Genomic DNA, 13,284 nt, shown 5'->3' with positions numbered 1-13,284 from the left:
CATGAAAAAAATTGAAGCCATAATCAAACCATTCAAATTGGATGATGTGCGTGAAGCACTATCGGATATCGGTGTGACCGGCATGACGGTTTCTGAAGTCAAAGGCTTTGGGCGGCAAAAAGGTCATACAGAGCTGTATCGTGGTGCCGAGTATGTTGTGGATTTCTTACCGAAGGTGAAAATGGAGATCGTGCTGGCAGATGATCAGGTAGATGCTTGTATCGAAGCAATCACCAAGGCCGCACATACTGGTCGCATCGGCGATGGCAAGATTTTTGTTTCACCGCTGGAACGCGCTATCCGTATTCGTACAGGTGAAGATGGCGAAGAGGCTATCTAATTTAACTGTAATCAAAGAAACGACGCTGTTAATCAAACAGCGTCGTTTTACGTACATCAGCTACACCGGCATGACCAGGGTAGTTTCTTTCCAAAACGCGTAATGCGTCTTCTGATAAATCATCTAATTCCAGAATTTTATAAGCCTTGGCCATAATCACTAATGCATCTGGCATTGCTGGCGTGCGCGGGTAGTTTTCAATCACATATTTGGCGCGATTGGCTGCGGCAAGGTAAGAAGCGCGACGCATATAGTAGTTTGCAACGTGCAATTCATGTTGCGCTAATCGATTACGCAGATACACGATACGTTGTGCTGCATCATCACTATAACGGCTGGTCGGGAAACGGTTAACCAAGGTGGTGAAATCACGGAGCGCATTCAGTGCAGTGCCAGGATCACGCTGCGTTTCATCACGCGGAATATATTTTTCCAAAATACCCATGTCACGATTAAAGTTGATTAGACCACGCAGATACATCGCATAATCAATATGCTCGTTTAATGGGTAGACCCGCATGAAACGATCCAGAGTTGCGATAGCCGTTTCCGGTTCGTCCATTTTGTAATACGCGTAAGCGGAATCCAATAAAGCCTGTTGCGCATATTGTCCAAACGGGAAACGTGCTTCAAGCTGTTCGTAGTATTCAATAGCTGTTCGATAATCATTAATATTCAAAGCGGCTTTGGCTTCGGCATAAACCCGTTCTACGGTCCAGCTTTCTTCAGCAACTACAGGCTCTCTGCCTGAAAAGAAAGAACAGGCGGTCAGTGACAGTATCAGGAACAACGGCAGGATGTATTTCATCATTGGCTTCTATCTTGAATCAAAACAAAAATTTCACAGCCTGAGATTGTAGACTGTTTAACTTGGCAAAGCATCACTAGCAATAACAGTTTTCGCGGATCATTGTACAATAGCCGCTGTTTATTCACCCTTAACTCTATAGGTTTGTAATGATTAGTCGTTTATTTATCGGTTTGGCGAGTAGTTTATTAGTACTTCCAGTCGGTGCAACCACCTTTGAATTGGCTGATGAGGAAACGCGTGTCATCGGACACAACCTCGTTGTTTACAGTCGTCACGAAGACACGTTATTAGATATCGGTCGTAAATTTGATTTGGGCTATACCGAGATGACTGCGGCCAACCCTAATCTGGATCCCTGGTTGCCAGGTGATAACAAACCGGTATTGATTCCAAATAAATTCATTTTGCCGGATGCGCCGCAAAAAGGCATTGTGATTAATATTCCGGAAATGCGGTTATTTTACTTTCCGCCAAAACAAGCTAATCAATTACAACAAGTAATTACCCATCCAATTGGTATCGGTCGTGAAGGTCGTGATACACCGCTAGGTAAATTATCAATTATTCAAAAACGTGAGAACCCTTCATGGACACCGCCTGAATCTGTACGCAGAGAACACGCAGCAGCCGGCGATATTCTGCCAGCAGTCGTTCCACCTGGTCCGGATAATCCATTGGGTACCCGTGCAATACGATTATCCAACCCAAGCTATCTGATTCATGGCACAGCTAAACCATATGGTGTTGGCTTACGCGTCAGCAGTGGTTGTATACGTTTGTACCCAGAAGATATTGAACATTTATACAGCCTGGTTTCACTTAATACACAGGTAAATATTCTTCATCAGCCGTATAAAGCAGCCGTTTCAAATGGCAAATTGTTTTTGGAAGCCCATGCCCCAATTCCTGAAATGTATAAAGAAGTAAGTGGCAATATGACTCCAATGATTCAGGCTATCCTAAACGCTCAGGATAGTATGCTTTCAGAGCAGGATTGGCCGTTTGCAGAAGAAATCGTGATGACAACACACGGTGTTGTTAAGCAAATCAATCAGCAGGAAGAAAAGATTGTTGATAATGTCTGGTTTGTACATGGTGGCTTACAACTGAACACTGGCGCAAAAATGCGTAAGGCATTACAAGATTTAAACATGCAGGATAAATTCTGGCCGTTAAGAAATAAAGCGATAAACGAAGTAGTCGTAGGACCATTTGAAAATTTGGAAGCTGCGCGTGAAGCGGCGGATAAAATTTCTGCAGCAGCGGGTATCCCGGTGTGGCCTGCGCATTTATCAGAAGAAATGTTTTAACAAATTTACAAACTGCAGAACCAAAAAAGCCGGGATATTAATCCCGCTTTTTTGTTTTGAAGCTATGAAAAAATAATTATTTAAATTATTTGCTCATTGCTTTTTCAAACATACGATCGATTTTTGCACAGCAAGCATCAACTTGTGCTTGTGCATCTTCAGCCGCTTTTTGTGCATTTGTAGCAGCTAATTCAGCGTCAGAAGCAGTACGTTGTGCAGTATCAGCAGTACTTTGCGCGTTGCGAGCTGCAACTAAAGCAGAATCAGCTGTTGATTGTGCAGATTCTACTGAACCTTTTAATGCTTCCATTTCAGCAGTATTTGCACATGCAGTCAGTAATGCCAAAGGCAGGATAACGGCGCTCAGTTTAGCTAATGATTTCATTTGTATCTCCTTAAAGTGTACTAGGGTTGGTAGCATTTCCATTTCGTTTGTAAATGCAAGCCTGACAAAAGGCTAGCAGGAAATATTTATGCTGTCTATTGCCACAAATTTAAACTGCGAATTAGTGGCGATAGTTGCTATAATTATGCTCTCTTTTTTTGGACTGGAATAGTATTTACTATTTTTGTCGCATTCTTTTTTTTGCTCTGGAAAAATTTGTTCTATGCATCCAATGCTGAATATAGCCGTACGTGCGGCTCGTCAGGCAGGTAGCCTGATTATGCGCTCTTTACAACATGTCGATCATTTGGAAATTACCGCTAAAGGATTGAATGATTTTGTCACCGATGTTGACCGCCTTGCGGAACAGGAAATCATCAACACCATTAAAAAATCTTATCCTGACCACGCCATTATGGCGGAAGAGTCCGGTGAAACAGGTCAAAACGATGTGGTCTGGATTATCGACCCATTGGATGGAACAACAAATTATCTGCACGGTTTTCCGCATTATTGTGTATCGATTGGTGTGATGGTCAAAGGACGCATTGATCATGCAGTTGTGTTTGATCCAATGCGTGACGAATTGTTTACCGCCAGCCGTGGTGAAGGCGCCAAGCTCAATGATCGCCGTCTGCGTGTCACTAAACGCAAAGATCTCAATGGTGCGTTGATTGCTACTGGGTTCCCTTTCAAATATCCGCAACATATTGATGTTTATATGCAGATGTTTGCCGCAGTTTTTCCACAAGTGGCGGATATTCGTCGTGCCGGTTCGGCAGCGTTGGATTTAGCCTATGTCGCCGCCGGTCGAGTGGATGGTTATTGGGAAATCGGACTGGAAAACTGGGATTTAGCAGCCGGTAAATTGTTAGTTGAAGAAGCGGGTGGTTCGGTGACGAATTTTACCGGCGGTGACAAGGTTTTGGATAAGGGACACGTAATTGCAGGCAACTTATCGATCCATGCTCATCTGCAAAAAAGTATTGCCCCGTTTGTGTCGGGTAACCTGAAGTGATTGAGGTCCCCACCGGGACATTTTTTAACAGCGCATGCCAGACATGCCTTAATGAACTGATTTTATGAGTAATAATTCTAGAGATATAAACAAACTACGTAACATAGCCATCATCGCTCACGTCGATCACGGTAAAACAACTTTGGTTGATCAGCTGCTGCGTCAGTCCGGTACCTTCAGTGAACATGAAGAGCTGCAAGAACGGGTGATGGACTCGAACGACTTGGAACGTGAGCGTGGTATCACCATCCTTTCCAAAAATACCGCCATCCGCTGGAATGATTACCGCATCAATATCGTCGATACACCGGGCCATGCTGATTTCGGTGGTGAAGTTGAACGTGTTCTGTCTATGGTTGATTCCGTATTGTTGCTGGTAGATTCATCAGAAGGTCCGATGCCACAAACGCGTTTCGTTACGCAAAAAGCATTAGCACTGGGTCTGAAACCAATCGTAGTTATCAACAAGATTGATAAACCAAGTGCTCGTCCAGGTTGGGTATTGGATCAAACATTTGATCTATTCGCCAATCTGGATGCCACCGACGAACAGTTGGACTTTGATGTTATCTACGCGTCAGGTCTGAATGGCTTTGCTGGTATGGAAGATACCGTTCGTGATGGTGATATGACGCCTTTATTCCAACTAGTTGTGGATAGAGTGAGTCCTCCTGCGGTTGACCCTGAAGGTCCTTTCCGTATGCAGGTAACTTCACTTGATTACAATAGTTATGTTGGTGTTATCGGCATCGGCCGTATTGAGCGCGGCAAAGTTAAAACTAACATGCCGGTGACAGTAATTGATCCCGAAGGTAAAAAACGTAATGGTCGTGTAATGCAGGTCATGGGCTTTATGGGACTGCGCCGTGAAGAAGTTGAAGAAGCACATGCTGGTGACATTATTGCGTTTACTGGTCTGGATCCGCTGAATATCTCAGATACTTTATGTGATCCTAATGCTGTTGAAGCTTTACCACCGTTAAGCGTTGACGAACCGACGGTCACCATGACCTTTCAGGTCAACAACTCTCCGTTTGCTGGTAAAGAAGGTAAATTCGTTACTACTCGCCAAATTAAAGAACGTCTGGATCGCGAGTTGATTCATAACGTGGCGTTAAAAGTAGAACAACTGGTTGAAGATCCCGATAAATTCCGTGTTTCTGGTCGTGGTGAATTACATCTTTCTGTTTTGATCGAAAACATGCGTCGCGAAGGTTTCGAGATGGGTGTATCCCGTCCTGAAGTTATCATTCGTGAAGTGGACGGCGTCAAGGAAGAACCATACGAAGCGGTAACTATTGATGTTGAAGATACCCATCAAGGTTCGGTGATGGAAAAAATGGGTACTCGTGGTGGTGAATTAAAAGATATGTCACCAGATGGTAAAGGCCGAGTGCGTCTCGACTTTATTATTCCGTCACGTGGTTTGATTGGTTTCCGTACTGAGTTTTTAACTGCCACACAAGGTACCGGGCTTATTTACAGCGTATTTGATCATTACGCACCGGTAAAACCAGGTACCTTCGGTAAACGTATCAATGGTGTGTTAATTGCCAATGGTGTGGGTAAAGCCGTGGCATTTGCCATCTTTAACTTGCAGGATCGTGGTCGTATGTTTATCGGCCATGGCGATGAAGTCTATGAAGGTATGGTTATCGGTATTCACTCACGTGATAACGATTTAGTCGTTAACCCGTTAAAAGGTAAACAGCTAACCAATATGCGTGCATCAGGTTCTGATGAAGCAGTGGCCTTAGTTCCGCCAATTCGCATGAGTTTGGAACAGGCGCTGGAATTTATCGGTGACGATGAATTACTGGAAGTAACGCCTAAATCCATCAGAGTACGGAAGAAATTCCTGCTGGAGCACGAGCGTAAGCGCGCTTCACGTGGCTAGTTGTATCGCCAACTGAACAAGAAAGGGTATCCTATAACGGATGCCCTTTTTTTTTGAGGTAAACCATGCGAATTTTGCTCCTGCTGGCGATAGGCCTGCTGCTATTTATCATCTTCCGGAATTTATACCGGCAGATAAAAAACGAAAGACAAATCGAACAAACTGAAAAAATGGTGCGCTGCGAACAATGTGGATTGCATTTGCTGGAACAGGAAGCAATTCAGAAAAATCAGCATTATTTTTGTACCACCGAGCATCTTGAGGCTTATCAGCATCAAAAATAATGGCTGGCGAATATTTCAGCACCACTAAATCAGAACAAGATCAGGCCTCCTGGCGGGCGCTAACCTTATTCTCCGGCTACCGTCTGTTTCTGGCGGCCATTTTGTTTGTGGTGTTTTATCTTGAATTAGCTCCAGAATTCATCGGTAATAAATACCCGTTATTACATCATTTTGTCAGCCTGAGTTATTTGATGGTGGCTGTATTGCTGATGATATTTTCCAGTCGCCAGTGGGGAATCTTTGTTACCCAATGCAGCATTCAGCTGATTATCGACATTATCGCTCTGGCGTTAATTATTCATGCAGCTGGTGGCTTGCAAAGTGGTCTTGGCGCATTGCTGGTTGTTGTCGTCGTTGCTGGTGGAGCATTGATTCCAGGTCGACTTGCAGTGTTTATCGCAGCTATCGCAACCTTATCGGTTCTGCTGGAAGCGGTTTATGCAGAATTGACCGGAGTCGGCCAAAGTCATTTTGCTCAGGCGGGTATGTTGGGTGCGATATTTTTCATTACCGCACTGCTGGCACATCTGCTGTCACGTACTATGCAGCGCTCACAAATGCTGGCAGAACAACAAGCGCAGGATCTGAATAAACTCGCTAATCTGAATCAACACATCATCAGTCGTATGCAAGTGGCGGTATTGGTCGTTGATGAACAGGGCAGGGTAACCTTGTGCAACCAATCCGCCGCAAAATTTATGGGCATTGAACATGCGCCGAAAGAATTTTTGCTCAAACAGTATGTGCCTGAATTAGCCGATCAAATCTGGCGTTGGAAACAACATTTACCCGATGCATTTGAACCGTTTCAGGCTCGGGCAGATTTGCCAGAATTATTGGCCCGTGCCACGCAACTTGATTCTGGTGAAGTGTTGGTATTTATCGAAAATACCACTGCGCTGGCTCAACACGCCCAACAACTAAAACTGGCCTCCTTGGGGCGTTTGACGGCGAGTATTGCACATGAAATTCGTAATCCATTAAGTGCTATCAGTCATGCGGGTGAATTGTTGGCTGAAACCGTGAGTCATGATACATCAGTCAGTAAGCTTACCAGCATCATTCAGCGCCATAGTGTGCGGATGAACAGTATTATCGAAACCATCCTGGAAATGAGTCGACGCAAGAATGTCGAGCCAAGCGTTGTGGTATTAAGTCCGTGGCTGGAAAAATTGCTGGAGGAATATTGCGAAATCAAACATATACCACCACAGCAAATTTTATTAACGTCAACGGCACCATTGGCTCGAATTTGTACTGATGAAGAGCAATTACATCAAGTAATGTGGAATCTGATTGATAATGCATGGCACTATGCTGATAAAGAGCAGGCTCAACCCATTGAAATTCGTGTCACACTGCTGTCAGAGGATATCCATATTGATGTTATCGATAATGGCGCGGGCGTGAGTCCTCAAGCCATGCAACATTTGTTTGAGCCGTTTCATTCAGAACGTACAGGCGGTACCGGTTTAGGATTGTATCTGGCACGTGAGTTATGTCAGGCCAATGGCGCCAGATTAAGTTATCTGCCTGAATTAGGTAGTTGTTTCAGAATCAGTTATCCACCGCAAAGACAAGAGTTTATTCAATGAATCCACAAGCGTTGATTGTCGATGATGAGCCTGACATCCTTGATTTGCTGTCGATGACCTTGTCCGGTATGTCAATTGATTGTGTGACGGCGGAGAGCATCGCTGAAGCGGAGAGATTGTTGTCACAGCAATCGTTTGATCTATGTTTCACCGATATGCGTTTGCCGGATGGTGATGGTTTGCAGTTGGTTAAAAGTATTCAAGCTACTCATCCCGAGTTACCCATTGCGGTGATAACAGCGTACGGCAATATGGATCTAGCAGTCACGGCATTGAAATCCGGTGCATTTGATTTTGTATCCAAACCTTTGAAATTACGGGTTTTACGTGAATTGGTAGAAGCCGCATTAAAACTTTCACCAAATAGACCACATAAAAATGACCGACGCTCGCGTGATCGTTTATTGGGTGAAACCGAGTTAATGCGTGAGTTGCGTGGCAAAGTCGCCAAGTTGGCTCGCAGCCAGGCACCGGTTTATATCAGTGGTGAGTCCGGAACTGGTAAAGAATTAGTTGCACGTTTAATTCACGATCTGGGTGCAAGATCGGACAAAGCATTTGTACCGGTAAATTGTGGCGCTATTCCTAATGAGTTAGTAGAAAGCGAATTTTTTGGACATAAAAAAGGTGCTTTCACCGGTGCGGTGGCCGATAAACAGGGTCTGTTTCAACATGCCGATGGCGGCACCTTGTTTCTGGATGAAGTCGCTGATTTACCACTGATGATGCAAGTCAAATTATTACGGGCGATTCAGGAGAAAGCGATACGTCCAGTAGGTGGGCACGAAGAAATCAATGTTGATGTCAGGATTTTATCGGCAACGCATAAAAATCTGGCGGAGTGTGTGGATAAGGGAACATTTCGCCAGGATCTGTTTTATCGACTGAATGTCATTGAGCTGCAGGTGCCGCCCTTAAGAGAACGCAAAGCCGATATACAGTTACTGGCTGAACATATTTTGCAAAATCTGGCTGGTAAAACGCACTCAGTTGTCACCAAGTTAACACCGGAAGCCATTACAGCCCTGCAGCAGTATCCTTTTCCAGGGAACGTGCGAGAGCTGGAAAATACGCTTGAAAGGGCGTTGACCTGGGCTGAAGGCACACGTATTACCTCTGCTGATTTAATGTTACCGGTTGCAACACAACCGACAAAAAACATTATGTCGATCTCAGCTTTGGTTGAACCCGAAATCAATCAGGATCTTGAAAGTCATCTTGAAGATCAAGAGCGGGCGATAATCGAAAAAGCCCTTAATGAAACCCGTTGGAATAAAACGGCTGCCGCTAAACGTCTGGGTATTACTTTCCGTGCGTTACGCTACAAGCTTAAAAAGCTGGATCTTGAATAATTTTTCTTAGGCAGCAGATGGCTGCACCTGCTCAATAGCTGTGCCATCGTTTAAAAACAAATCGTGATTTGCGCCTTCCAGTTTTAAGCTTAATTGCAGAAATAAGTTTTGATCAGGGCCGTGAATGGCTCTAACGATATGGCCGATCACTGCACCTTCATTGTCATTAACCGTTTCTCCCACTGCTGGCAGACTATTTGTGTTTGCAACAGCGTGAAACAAACGACGTTTTGGCTCGCCCAGATAATGCAGGCGCGCAACCACTTCTTGTCCGGGATAACAGCCTTTACGAAAACTGACCCCACCAACTAAATCCAGATTCAACTGTTGTGCGGTAAACAGCTCGCGGCTTTCCGGCAAAATGTAAGGTATGCCTGCATTAATTTCATCAATATGCCAACTCGCCTCAGAAGCAAGCTGCCAACCATGTTCCATTAATGATGCCAGCTCAGAGGCCATCTGGTCAGTCGTTGTAATCAACAACGCGTGGGAAGTTGATGGTAATGCAATAGCAGAAGATGGTTGAGAATCGCCGAGCAAACCAGATACTTGTAAGTCTTCGCTATGGTCAATAATTTCAACTTTACTGCGTAATTTAAACATCTGCAGCCGCTGCGTCAGAAAAGCACATTGGCTTTTGGGTAACACTAACTGGTAACCATCGGGTGTTTTAATCAGTGTAAAAAGCGCCAGCAAACGTCCTTTTGGGTTACACATAGCGGTTAGCTGCGAGCTGGCTGTATCTAATTGTTTAACATCGTTGGTGAGCAGATTTTGCAGGAAGTTACTGGCTTCCTCTCCGGTGACCGTGATGACGCCAAAACTGGATAATGGGATCACAAATTGTTTGTCATCATTCCTCTCTGCGAGTCCGGCAGAAGACTGTTGTTGCAAAATGGATTGATAGTCAGTGGTCATGAATTTACTCTTAGGCATAAGATAGATTTGAGCATGTCATTGTAACGAGTTTGTGGCATTACCGAAAATATGGAATCAAAATGCGAGAAAAAGGATTTTTTCTACCATTAAAACCATCAAGATATCTGCTGATTTACAGCGTTATAGTGCATTTTCTGGCCACAGTCAGTGTGTCGTTAATGGCTGTGGAATTCGTTTTTAAAATATTCTTCGTGTTAGCACTGATACTGAGTTTGCTAGTTCATCTTTATCGCTCAGGTCTGATCGGCCGATATTCTAAACGTCCAATTACGTTAATGAACTCGAATAAAGACTTTTGGCAAATCCGCTACGCAGATGAATCACTCTCTGCTACGTTATCGCTGGAATCATCATGGGCAACGCGACTAGCGGTTATCCTCAATTTTAAGACGGATACTAATCAACGTTTATCAGTAATTGTGATGAAAGATGCTGTTGATAAACAACAATATCGACAATTACGAGTACGAATCAGATTGGCGTTTTTCCAGCGATAATACTGTTACTGGCATTACCATCAGACATTTCAGGATAATCCAGTGTGTAATGCAACCCTCGACTTTCCTTGCGTTGCAATGCCGATTCAATAATCAATTCCGCCACATCCGCAAGATTACGTAGCTCCAGTAAATCGTTACTGATATGGTGCTGACTATAAAACTCATTAATTTCTTGTTGTAATAAAAACAAGCGCTGACGAGCACGATTGAGTCGTTGAGTACTGCGCACTATGCCCACGTAGTCCCACATAAAACGGCGTAACTCGTCCCAGTTATGGCTAATCGCAACTGCCTCTTTAGCCGGATGTACGCGGCTATCATCCCAGTGTGGAATATTTTCAGGTAGTTGTTTTTTCGGGCGATTGGCAATATCTTTTGCCGCCGCATCGGCAAACACCAGACATTCCAGCAATGAGTTACTGGCCATCCTATTCGCACCATGCAAGCCGGTATGGGCAGTTTCCCCAACAGCATACAGACCATCAATATCCGTTCTGCCATGCATATCGGTCATGACGCCGCCACAGGTGTAATGTGCTGCAGGCACAACTGGTATGGGTTCTTTTGCCATATCCACACCAAATTGCAGGCAGCGCTTATAGATGGTGGGGAAGTGAGAAGTAATAAATTCTTTGGGTTGATGACTGATATCCAGATATACACAATCCTGACCCAGACGTTTCATTTCATGGTCAATCACCCTTGCCACAATGTCTCTCGGTGCTAGTTCAGCCTGCGGATGAAATGCCGGCATAAAGCGCGTGCCATCAGCCAGTTTTAACGTTGCGCCTTCACCGCGTAAGGCTTCACTGATTAAAAAAGATTTGGCTTTTGGATGATAAAGACAAGTTGGATGAAATTGAATAAATTCCATATTGGCGATTCGGCAGCCTGCTCGCCAGCCCATAGCAATACCATCGCCGGTGGAGACATCCGGATTGCTGGTATAGAGATAGACTTTTCCTGCCCCGCCAGTAGCCAGCACGGTAACCGGTGCCAGAAAGGTTTTCGGTTGATCGGCTTTAATATCCAGAACATAACAACCCAGACAGGTATTGTCTTCTGCAGCCAAATGTTTGCGGGTAGTAATCAGATCAATGCCGATGTGATAGGGAAATAAAGAAATATTCGGATGCGCTTTGGCTTTATCCAACAATGTGGTTTCTACCGCACGACCCGTTGCATCCGCCGAGTGAATGACCCGGCGATGACTATGGCCACCTTCCTGAGTCAGATGATAAGACTCGGTGGTCATATCATCACGGGTAAAGGAAACCCCTTGTTCAATTAGCCATTCGATACTTTCTCGCGCATGTTCAACAGTAAAACGCACGACTGCTTCGTCGCATAATCCGCCTCCGGCGCGCAAAGTATCATCAATATGGGATTGCAAAGAATCGGCTTTATCGAGTACAACAGAGATGCCGCCTTGAGCATAAAGTGATGCGCCTTCCTCAAGCTGGCTTTTGGATAGAACGGCAACGCGGGCTTGGTCTGCCATCTTTAATGCCAAGGTTAAACCTGCCGTACCGCTGCCGATTATCAGCAGATCAAAATGATGAGTTGTCGTCATGGGGCCTGTTACAGGTAGAATGCCAACAATTATTGTGCACTGATTGTGGAACAAAAATAAATGACATTGGTCAATCAAGCATTAAACAGAAATCGTCTCCGGCTTGTCGGAGTAGGCCGGATAAAAAAATGAACGTGGATCAGGAATTAGTTCAGCGGGTGCAGGCGGGTGATAAAAAAGCCTTTGATCTGCTGATAATGAAATATCAACAGCGAATCATACATGTGATAACCGGTTTCGTGCATGACCCAGTAGAAGCAATGGATGTTGCGCAAGAAGCTTTATAAAGGCATATCGAGCATTGCCGAACTTTCGTGGCGACAGTGCGTTCTACACGTGGCTGTATCGTATCGCTATCAACACATCAAAAAATCATCTTACTGCCAGTTCCCGTCGACCTCCGATGAGTGATGTCGATGCGATGGATGCAACAAATTATTACGATGCGCCAGAACTTAAGGAATTTGAGACCCCTGAAAACAGTCTCATGTGTGTGCAGTTGGAAGAAGCGATTCAGCAAGCGATTGAAGACTTGCCTGAAGAGACAGCCACCGCAATCAAATTGCGTGAATTTGAAGGCATGAGTTATGAAGAAATCGCAGAAGCGATGGATTGTCCGATTGGTACCGTCAGGTCGCGGATTTTTAGGGCACGGGAAGCTATCGATAAACAAGTTAAGTCAGTTATGGGTGAAGAGGAATAATAACAATGGCAATTAATCATCTCGAATTAGTGTCTGCTTTGGTTGATGGCCAGCTGACCGGTAGTGAACTTGAACAAGCGTTGGAATTGATCGCCAACGACAATTCTGCCCGTGAAGCGTTTATGCGCTACCAGCAAGCTAGCGATATCCTGCATGGATACACCCGAAGCATCAATCTGAGTCCCTTAGATTTAACCTCACGAATTTCTGCTGCGCTTGATGATGAGCCGGCTTATTCAATGGCAATCGAAAACAAATCTACTGCAAAACTGATTCGCTTCCCGCAAAACTTCTGGAAACAGGCAACCGGATTGGCCATGGCGGCTTCCATAGGTGCACTTGCAGTAGTAGGTGTGGTTCAGCAGCAATCCGCAACAAATAACATTCCGGTCGCAAGCGTCGTTGCAAATGAAGCACCAGCAACTATGGTCAGTCAGACTTCTAATCGCTGGACAGTCGCCGAGCCGGAAATTGAAGACAGGCTCAATACTTATCTGGTTGATCACAACGAATATGTTGGTGCTTCAGGAATGTTCTCTTACGGGCGTGTCGTCTCTTACGGCACGGAGCGTTAAAA

13 protein-coding genes and 1 pseudogene are annotated in these 13,284 nt (G+C 44.7%); 10 read left to right on the top strand and 4 right to left on the bottom strand.

Annotated elements, in window-relative coordinates:
• Window position 1: 1 nt before the first annotated feature.
• Window positions 2–340: a P-II family nitrogen regulator gene (locus E8Q33_RS00295; RefSeq protein ID WP_069296231.1), complete on the top strand. Its 339-nt coding sequence runs from the start codon at window positions 2–4 to the stop codon at window positions 338–340.
• Window positions 341–368: 28 nt separating this feature from the next.
• Here E8Q33_RS00295 and E8Q33_RS00290 read toward each other — a convergent pair whose 3' ends face one another.
• On the bottom strand, window positions 369–1,151 hold the full coding sequence (locus tag E8Q33_RS00290; RefSeq protein WP_176718916.1) for an outer membrane protein assembly factor BamD: 783 nt from the start codon (window positions 1,149–1,151) through the stop codon (window positions 369–371).
• 146 nt (window positions 1,152–1,297) lie between these two features.
• On the opposite strand from E8Q33_RS00290, the gene E8Q33_RS00285 reads away from it, so the two are divergent.
• Window positions 1,298–2,461 carry a L,D-transpeptidase family protein gene (locus E8Q33_RS00285; RefSeq protein WP_069296230.1) on the top strand — a complete coding sequence of 388 codons (1,164 nt, stop codon included), beginning with the start codon at window positions 1,298–1,300 and terminating at the stop codon, window positions 2,459–2,461.
• 85 nt (window positions 2,462–2,546) lie between these two features.
• On the opposite strand, the gene E8Q33_RS00280 is transcribed toward E8Q33_RS00285, so the two are convergent.
• Window positions 2,547–2,846, bottom strand: coding sequence for an Lpp/OprI family alanine-zipper lipoprotein (locus E8Q33_RS00280; RefSeq protein ID WP_069296229.1), 300 nt, complete (start codon window positions 2,844–2,846; stop codon window positions 2,547–2,549).
• Window positions 2,847–3,069: 223 nt separating this feature from the next.
• On the opposite strand from E8Q33_RS00280, the gene suhB reads away from it, so the two are divergent.
• The 5 genes from suhB to E8Q33_RS00255 all read left to right on the top strand — a co-directional run bounded on the left by suhB (window position 3,070) and on the right by E8Q33_RS00255 (window position 8,992).
• Window positions 3,070–3,864 (top strand): inositol-1-monophosphatase, encoded by a 795-nt coding sequence (gene suhB, locus E8Q33_RS00275; RefSeq protein WP_069296228.1) that lies wholly within the window; start codon window positions 3,070–3,072, stop codon window positions 3,862–3,864.
• A 64-nt stretch (window positions 3,865–3,928) separates the two neighbouring features.
• Window positions 3,929–5,761: a translational GTPase TypA gene (gene typA / locus E8Q33_RS00270; protein ID WP_136552096.1), complete on the top strand. Its 1,833-nt coding sequence runs from the start codon at window positions 3,929–3,931 to the stop codon at window positions 5,759–5,761.
• A gap of 65 nt (window positions 5,762–5,826) precedes the next feature.
• A complete protein-coding gene (locus E8Q33_RS00265; RefSeq protein WP_069296226.1) occupies window positions 5,827–6,045 on the top strand; it encodes a PP0621 family protein in 219 nt (72 codons plus the stop codon).
• Entirely contained in the window at window positions 6,045–7,640 is a 1,596-nt protein-coding gene (locus E8Q33_RS00260; RefSeq protein ID WP_136552094.1) for a PAS domain-containing sensor histidine kinase, read from the top strand. Before E8Q33_RS00265 ends, E8Q33_RS00260 begins: the two co-directional genes overlap by 1 nt.
• Window positions 7,637–8,992 (top strand): sigma-54 dependent transcriptional regulator, encoded by a 1,356-nt coding sequence (locus tag E8Q33_RS00255; protein ID WP_136552092.1) that lies wholly within the window; start codon window positions 7,637–7,639, stop codon window positions 8,990–8,992. Before E8Q33_RS00260 ends, E8Q33_RS00255 begins: the two co-directional genes overlap by 4 nt.
• 6 nt (window positions 8,993–8,998) lie before the next feature.
• Here the strand turns inward: E8Q33_RS00255 and E8Q33_RS00250 are convergent, their stop codons facing one another.
• On the bottom strand, window positions 8,999–9,910 hold the full coding sequence (locus tag E8Q33_RS00250; protein WP_168800110.1) for a folate-binding protein YgfZ: 912 nt from the start codon (window positions 9,908–9,910) through the stop codon (window positions 8,999–9,001).
• An 80-nt stretch (window positions 9,911–9,990) separates the two neighbouring features.
• Here E8Q33_RS00250 and E8Q33_RS00245 point away from each other — a divergent pair, with 80 nt between their 5' ends.
• Window positions 9,991–10,428, top strand: coding sequence for a protein YgfX (locus E8Q33_RS00245; protein WP_136552088.1), 438 nt, complete (start codon window positions 9,991–9,993; stop codon window positions 10,426–10,428).
• Here the strand turns inward: E8Q33_RS00245 and nadB are convergent.
• On the bottom strand, window positions 10,403–12,004 hold the full coding sequence (nadB, locus tag E8Q33_RS00240) for an L-aspartate oxidase (RefSeq protein WP_136552086.1): 1,602 nt from the start codon (window positions 12,002–12,004) through the stop codon (window positions 10,403–10,405). The genes E8Q33_RS00245 and nadB overlap by 26 nt on opposite strands.
• Before the next feature lie 128 nt (window positions 12,005–12,132).
• Between nadB and rpoE the strand changes: the two are divergent.
• Together rpoE and E8Q33_RS00230 are read left to right on the top strand one after the other, a co-directional pair.
• Window positions 12,133–12,707: pseudogene (gene rpoE, locus E8Q33_RS00235) on the top strand (RNA polymerase sigma factor RpoE).
• A 5-nt stretch (window positions 12,708–12,712) separates the two neighbouring features.
• Window positions 12,713–13,282 (top strand): sigma-E factor negative regulatory protein, encoded by a 570-nt coding sequence (locus E8Q33_RS00230; protein WP_069296219.1) that lies wholly within the window; start codon window positions 12,713–12,715, stop codon window positions 13,280–13,282.
• Window positions 13,283–13,284 lie beyond the last annotated feature (2 nt).

The sequence above is a fragment of the Methylophaga sp. SB9B genome, from assembly GCF_004832235.1.
Taxonomy (GTDB): domain Bacteria; phylum Pseudomonadota; class Gammaproteobacteria; order Nitrosococcales; family Methylophagaceae; genus Methylophaga; species Methylophaga muralis.
Note: the sequence above shows the minus strand (reverse complement) of the source record. Positions and strands in the feature narration are given on the sequence as shown.

What these genes read in the sequence shown, in the direction of transcription:
- E8Q33_RS00285 (WP_069296230.1), top strand. Translation starts at nt 1,298, where the DNA reads ATGATTAGTCGTTTATTTATCGGTTTGGCGAGTAGTTTATTAGTACTT.
- typA (WP_136552096.1), top strand. Translation starts at nt 3,929, where the DNA reads ATGAGTAATAATTCTAGAGATATAAACAAACTACGTAACATAGCCATC.
- E8Q33_RS00255 (WP_136552092.1), top strand. Translation starts at nt 7,637, where the DNA reads ATGAATCCACAAGCGTTGATTGTCGATGATGAGCCTGACATCCTTGAT.
- E8Q33_RS00260 (WP_136552094.1), top strand. Translation starts at nt 6,045, where the DNA reads ATGGCTGGCGAATATTTCAGCACCACTAAATCAGAACAAGATCAGGCC.
- E8Q33_RS00245 (WP_136552088.1), top strand. Translation starts at nt 9,991, where the DNA reads ATGCGAGAAAAAGGATTTTTTCTACCATTAAAACCATCAAGATATCTG.
- E8Q33_RS00280 (WP_069296229.1), bottom strand. Translation starts at nt 2,846, where the DNA reads ATGAAATCATTAGCTAAACTGAGCGCCGTTATCCTGCCTTTGGCATTA.
- nadB (WP_136552086.1), bottom strand. Translation starts at nt 12,004, where the DNA reads ATGACGACAACTCATCATTTTGATCTGCTGATAATCGGCAGCGGTACG.
- E8Q33_RS00290 (WP_176718916.1), bottom strand. Translation starts at nt 1,151, where the DNA reads ATGATGAAATACATCCTGCCGTTGTTCCTGATACTGTCACTGACCGCC.
- E8Q33_RS00250 (WP_168800110.1), bottom strand. Translation starts at nt 9,910, where the DNA reads ATGACCACTGACTATCAATCCATTTTGCAACAACAGTCTTCTGCCGGA.
- E8Q33_RS00295 (WP_069296231.1), top strand. Translation starts at nt 2, where the DNA reads ATGAAAAAAATTGAAGCCATAATCAAACCATTCAAATTGGATGATGTG.
- E8Q33_RS00230 (WP_069296219.1), top strand. Translation starts at nt 12,713, where the DNA reads ATGGCAATTAATCATCTCGAATTAGTGTCTGCTTTGGTTGATGGCCAG.
- E8Q33_RS00265 (WP_069296226.1), top strand. Translation starts at nt 5,827, where the DNA reads ATGCGAATTTTGCTCCTGCTGGCGATAGGCCTGCTGCTATTTATCATC.
- suhB (WP_069296228.1), top strand. Translation starts at nt 3,070, where the DNA reads ATGCATCCAATGCTGAATATAGCCGTACGTGCGGCTCGTCAGGCAGGT.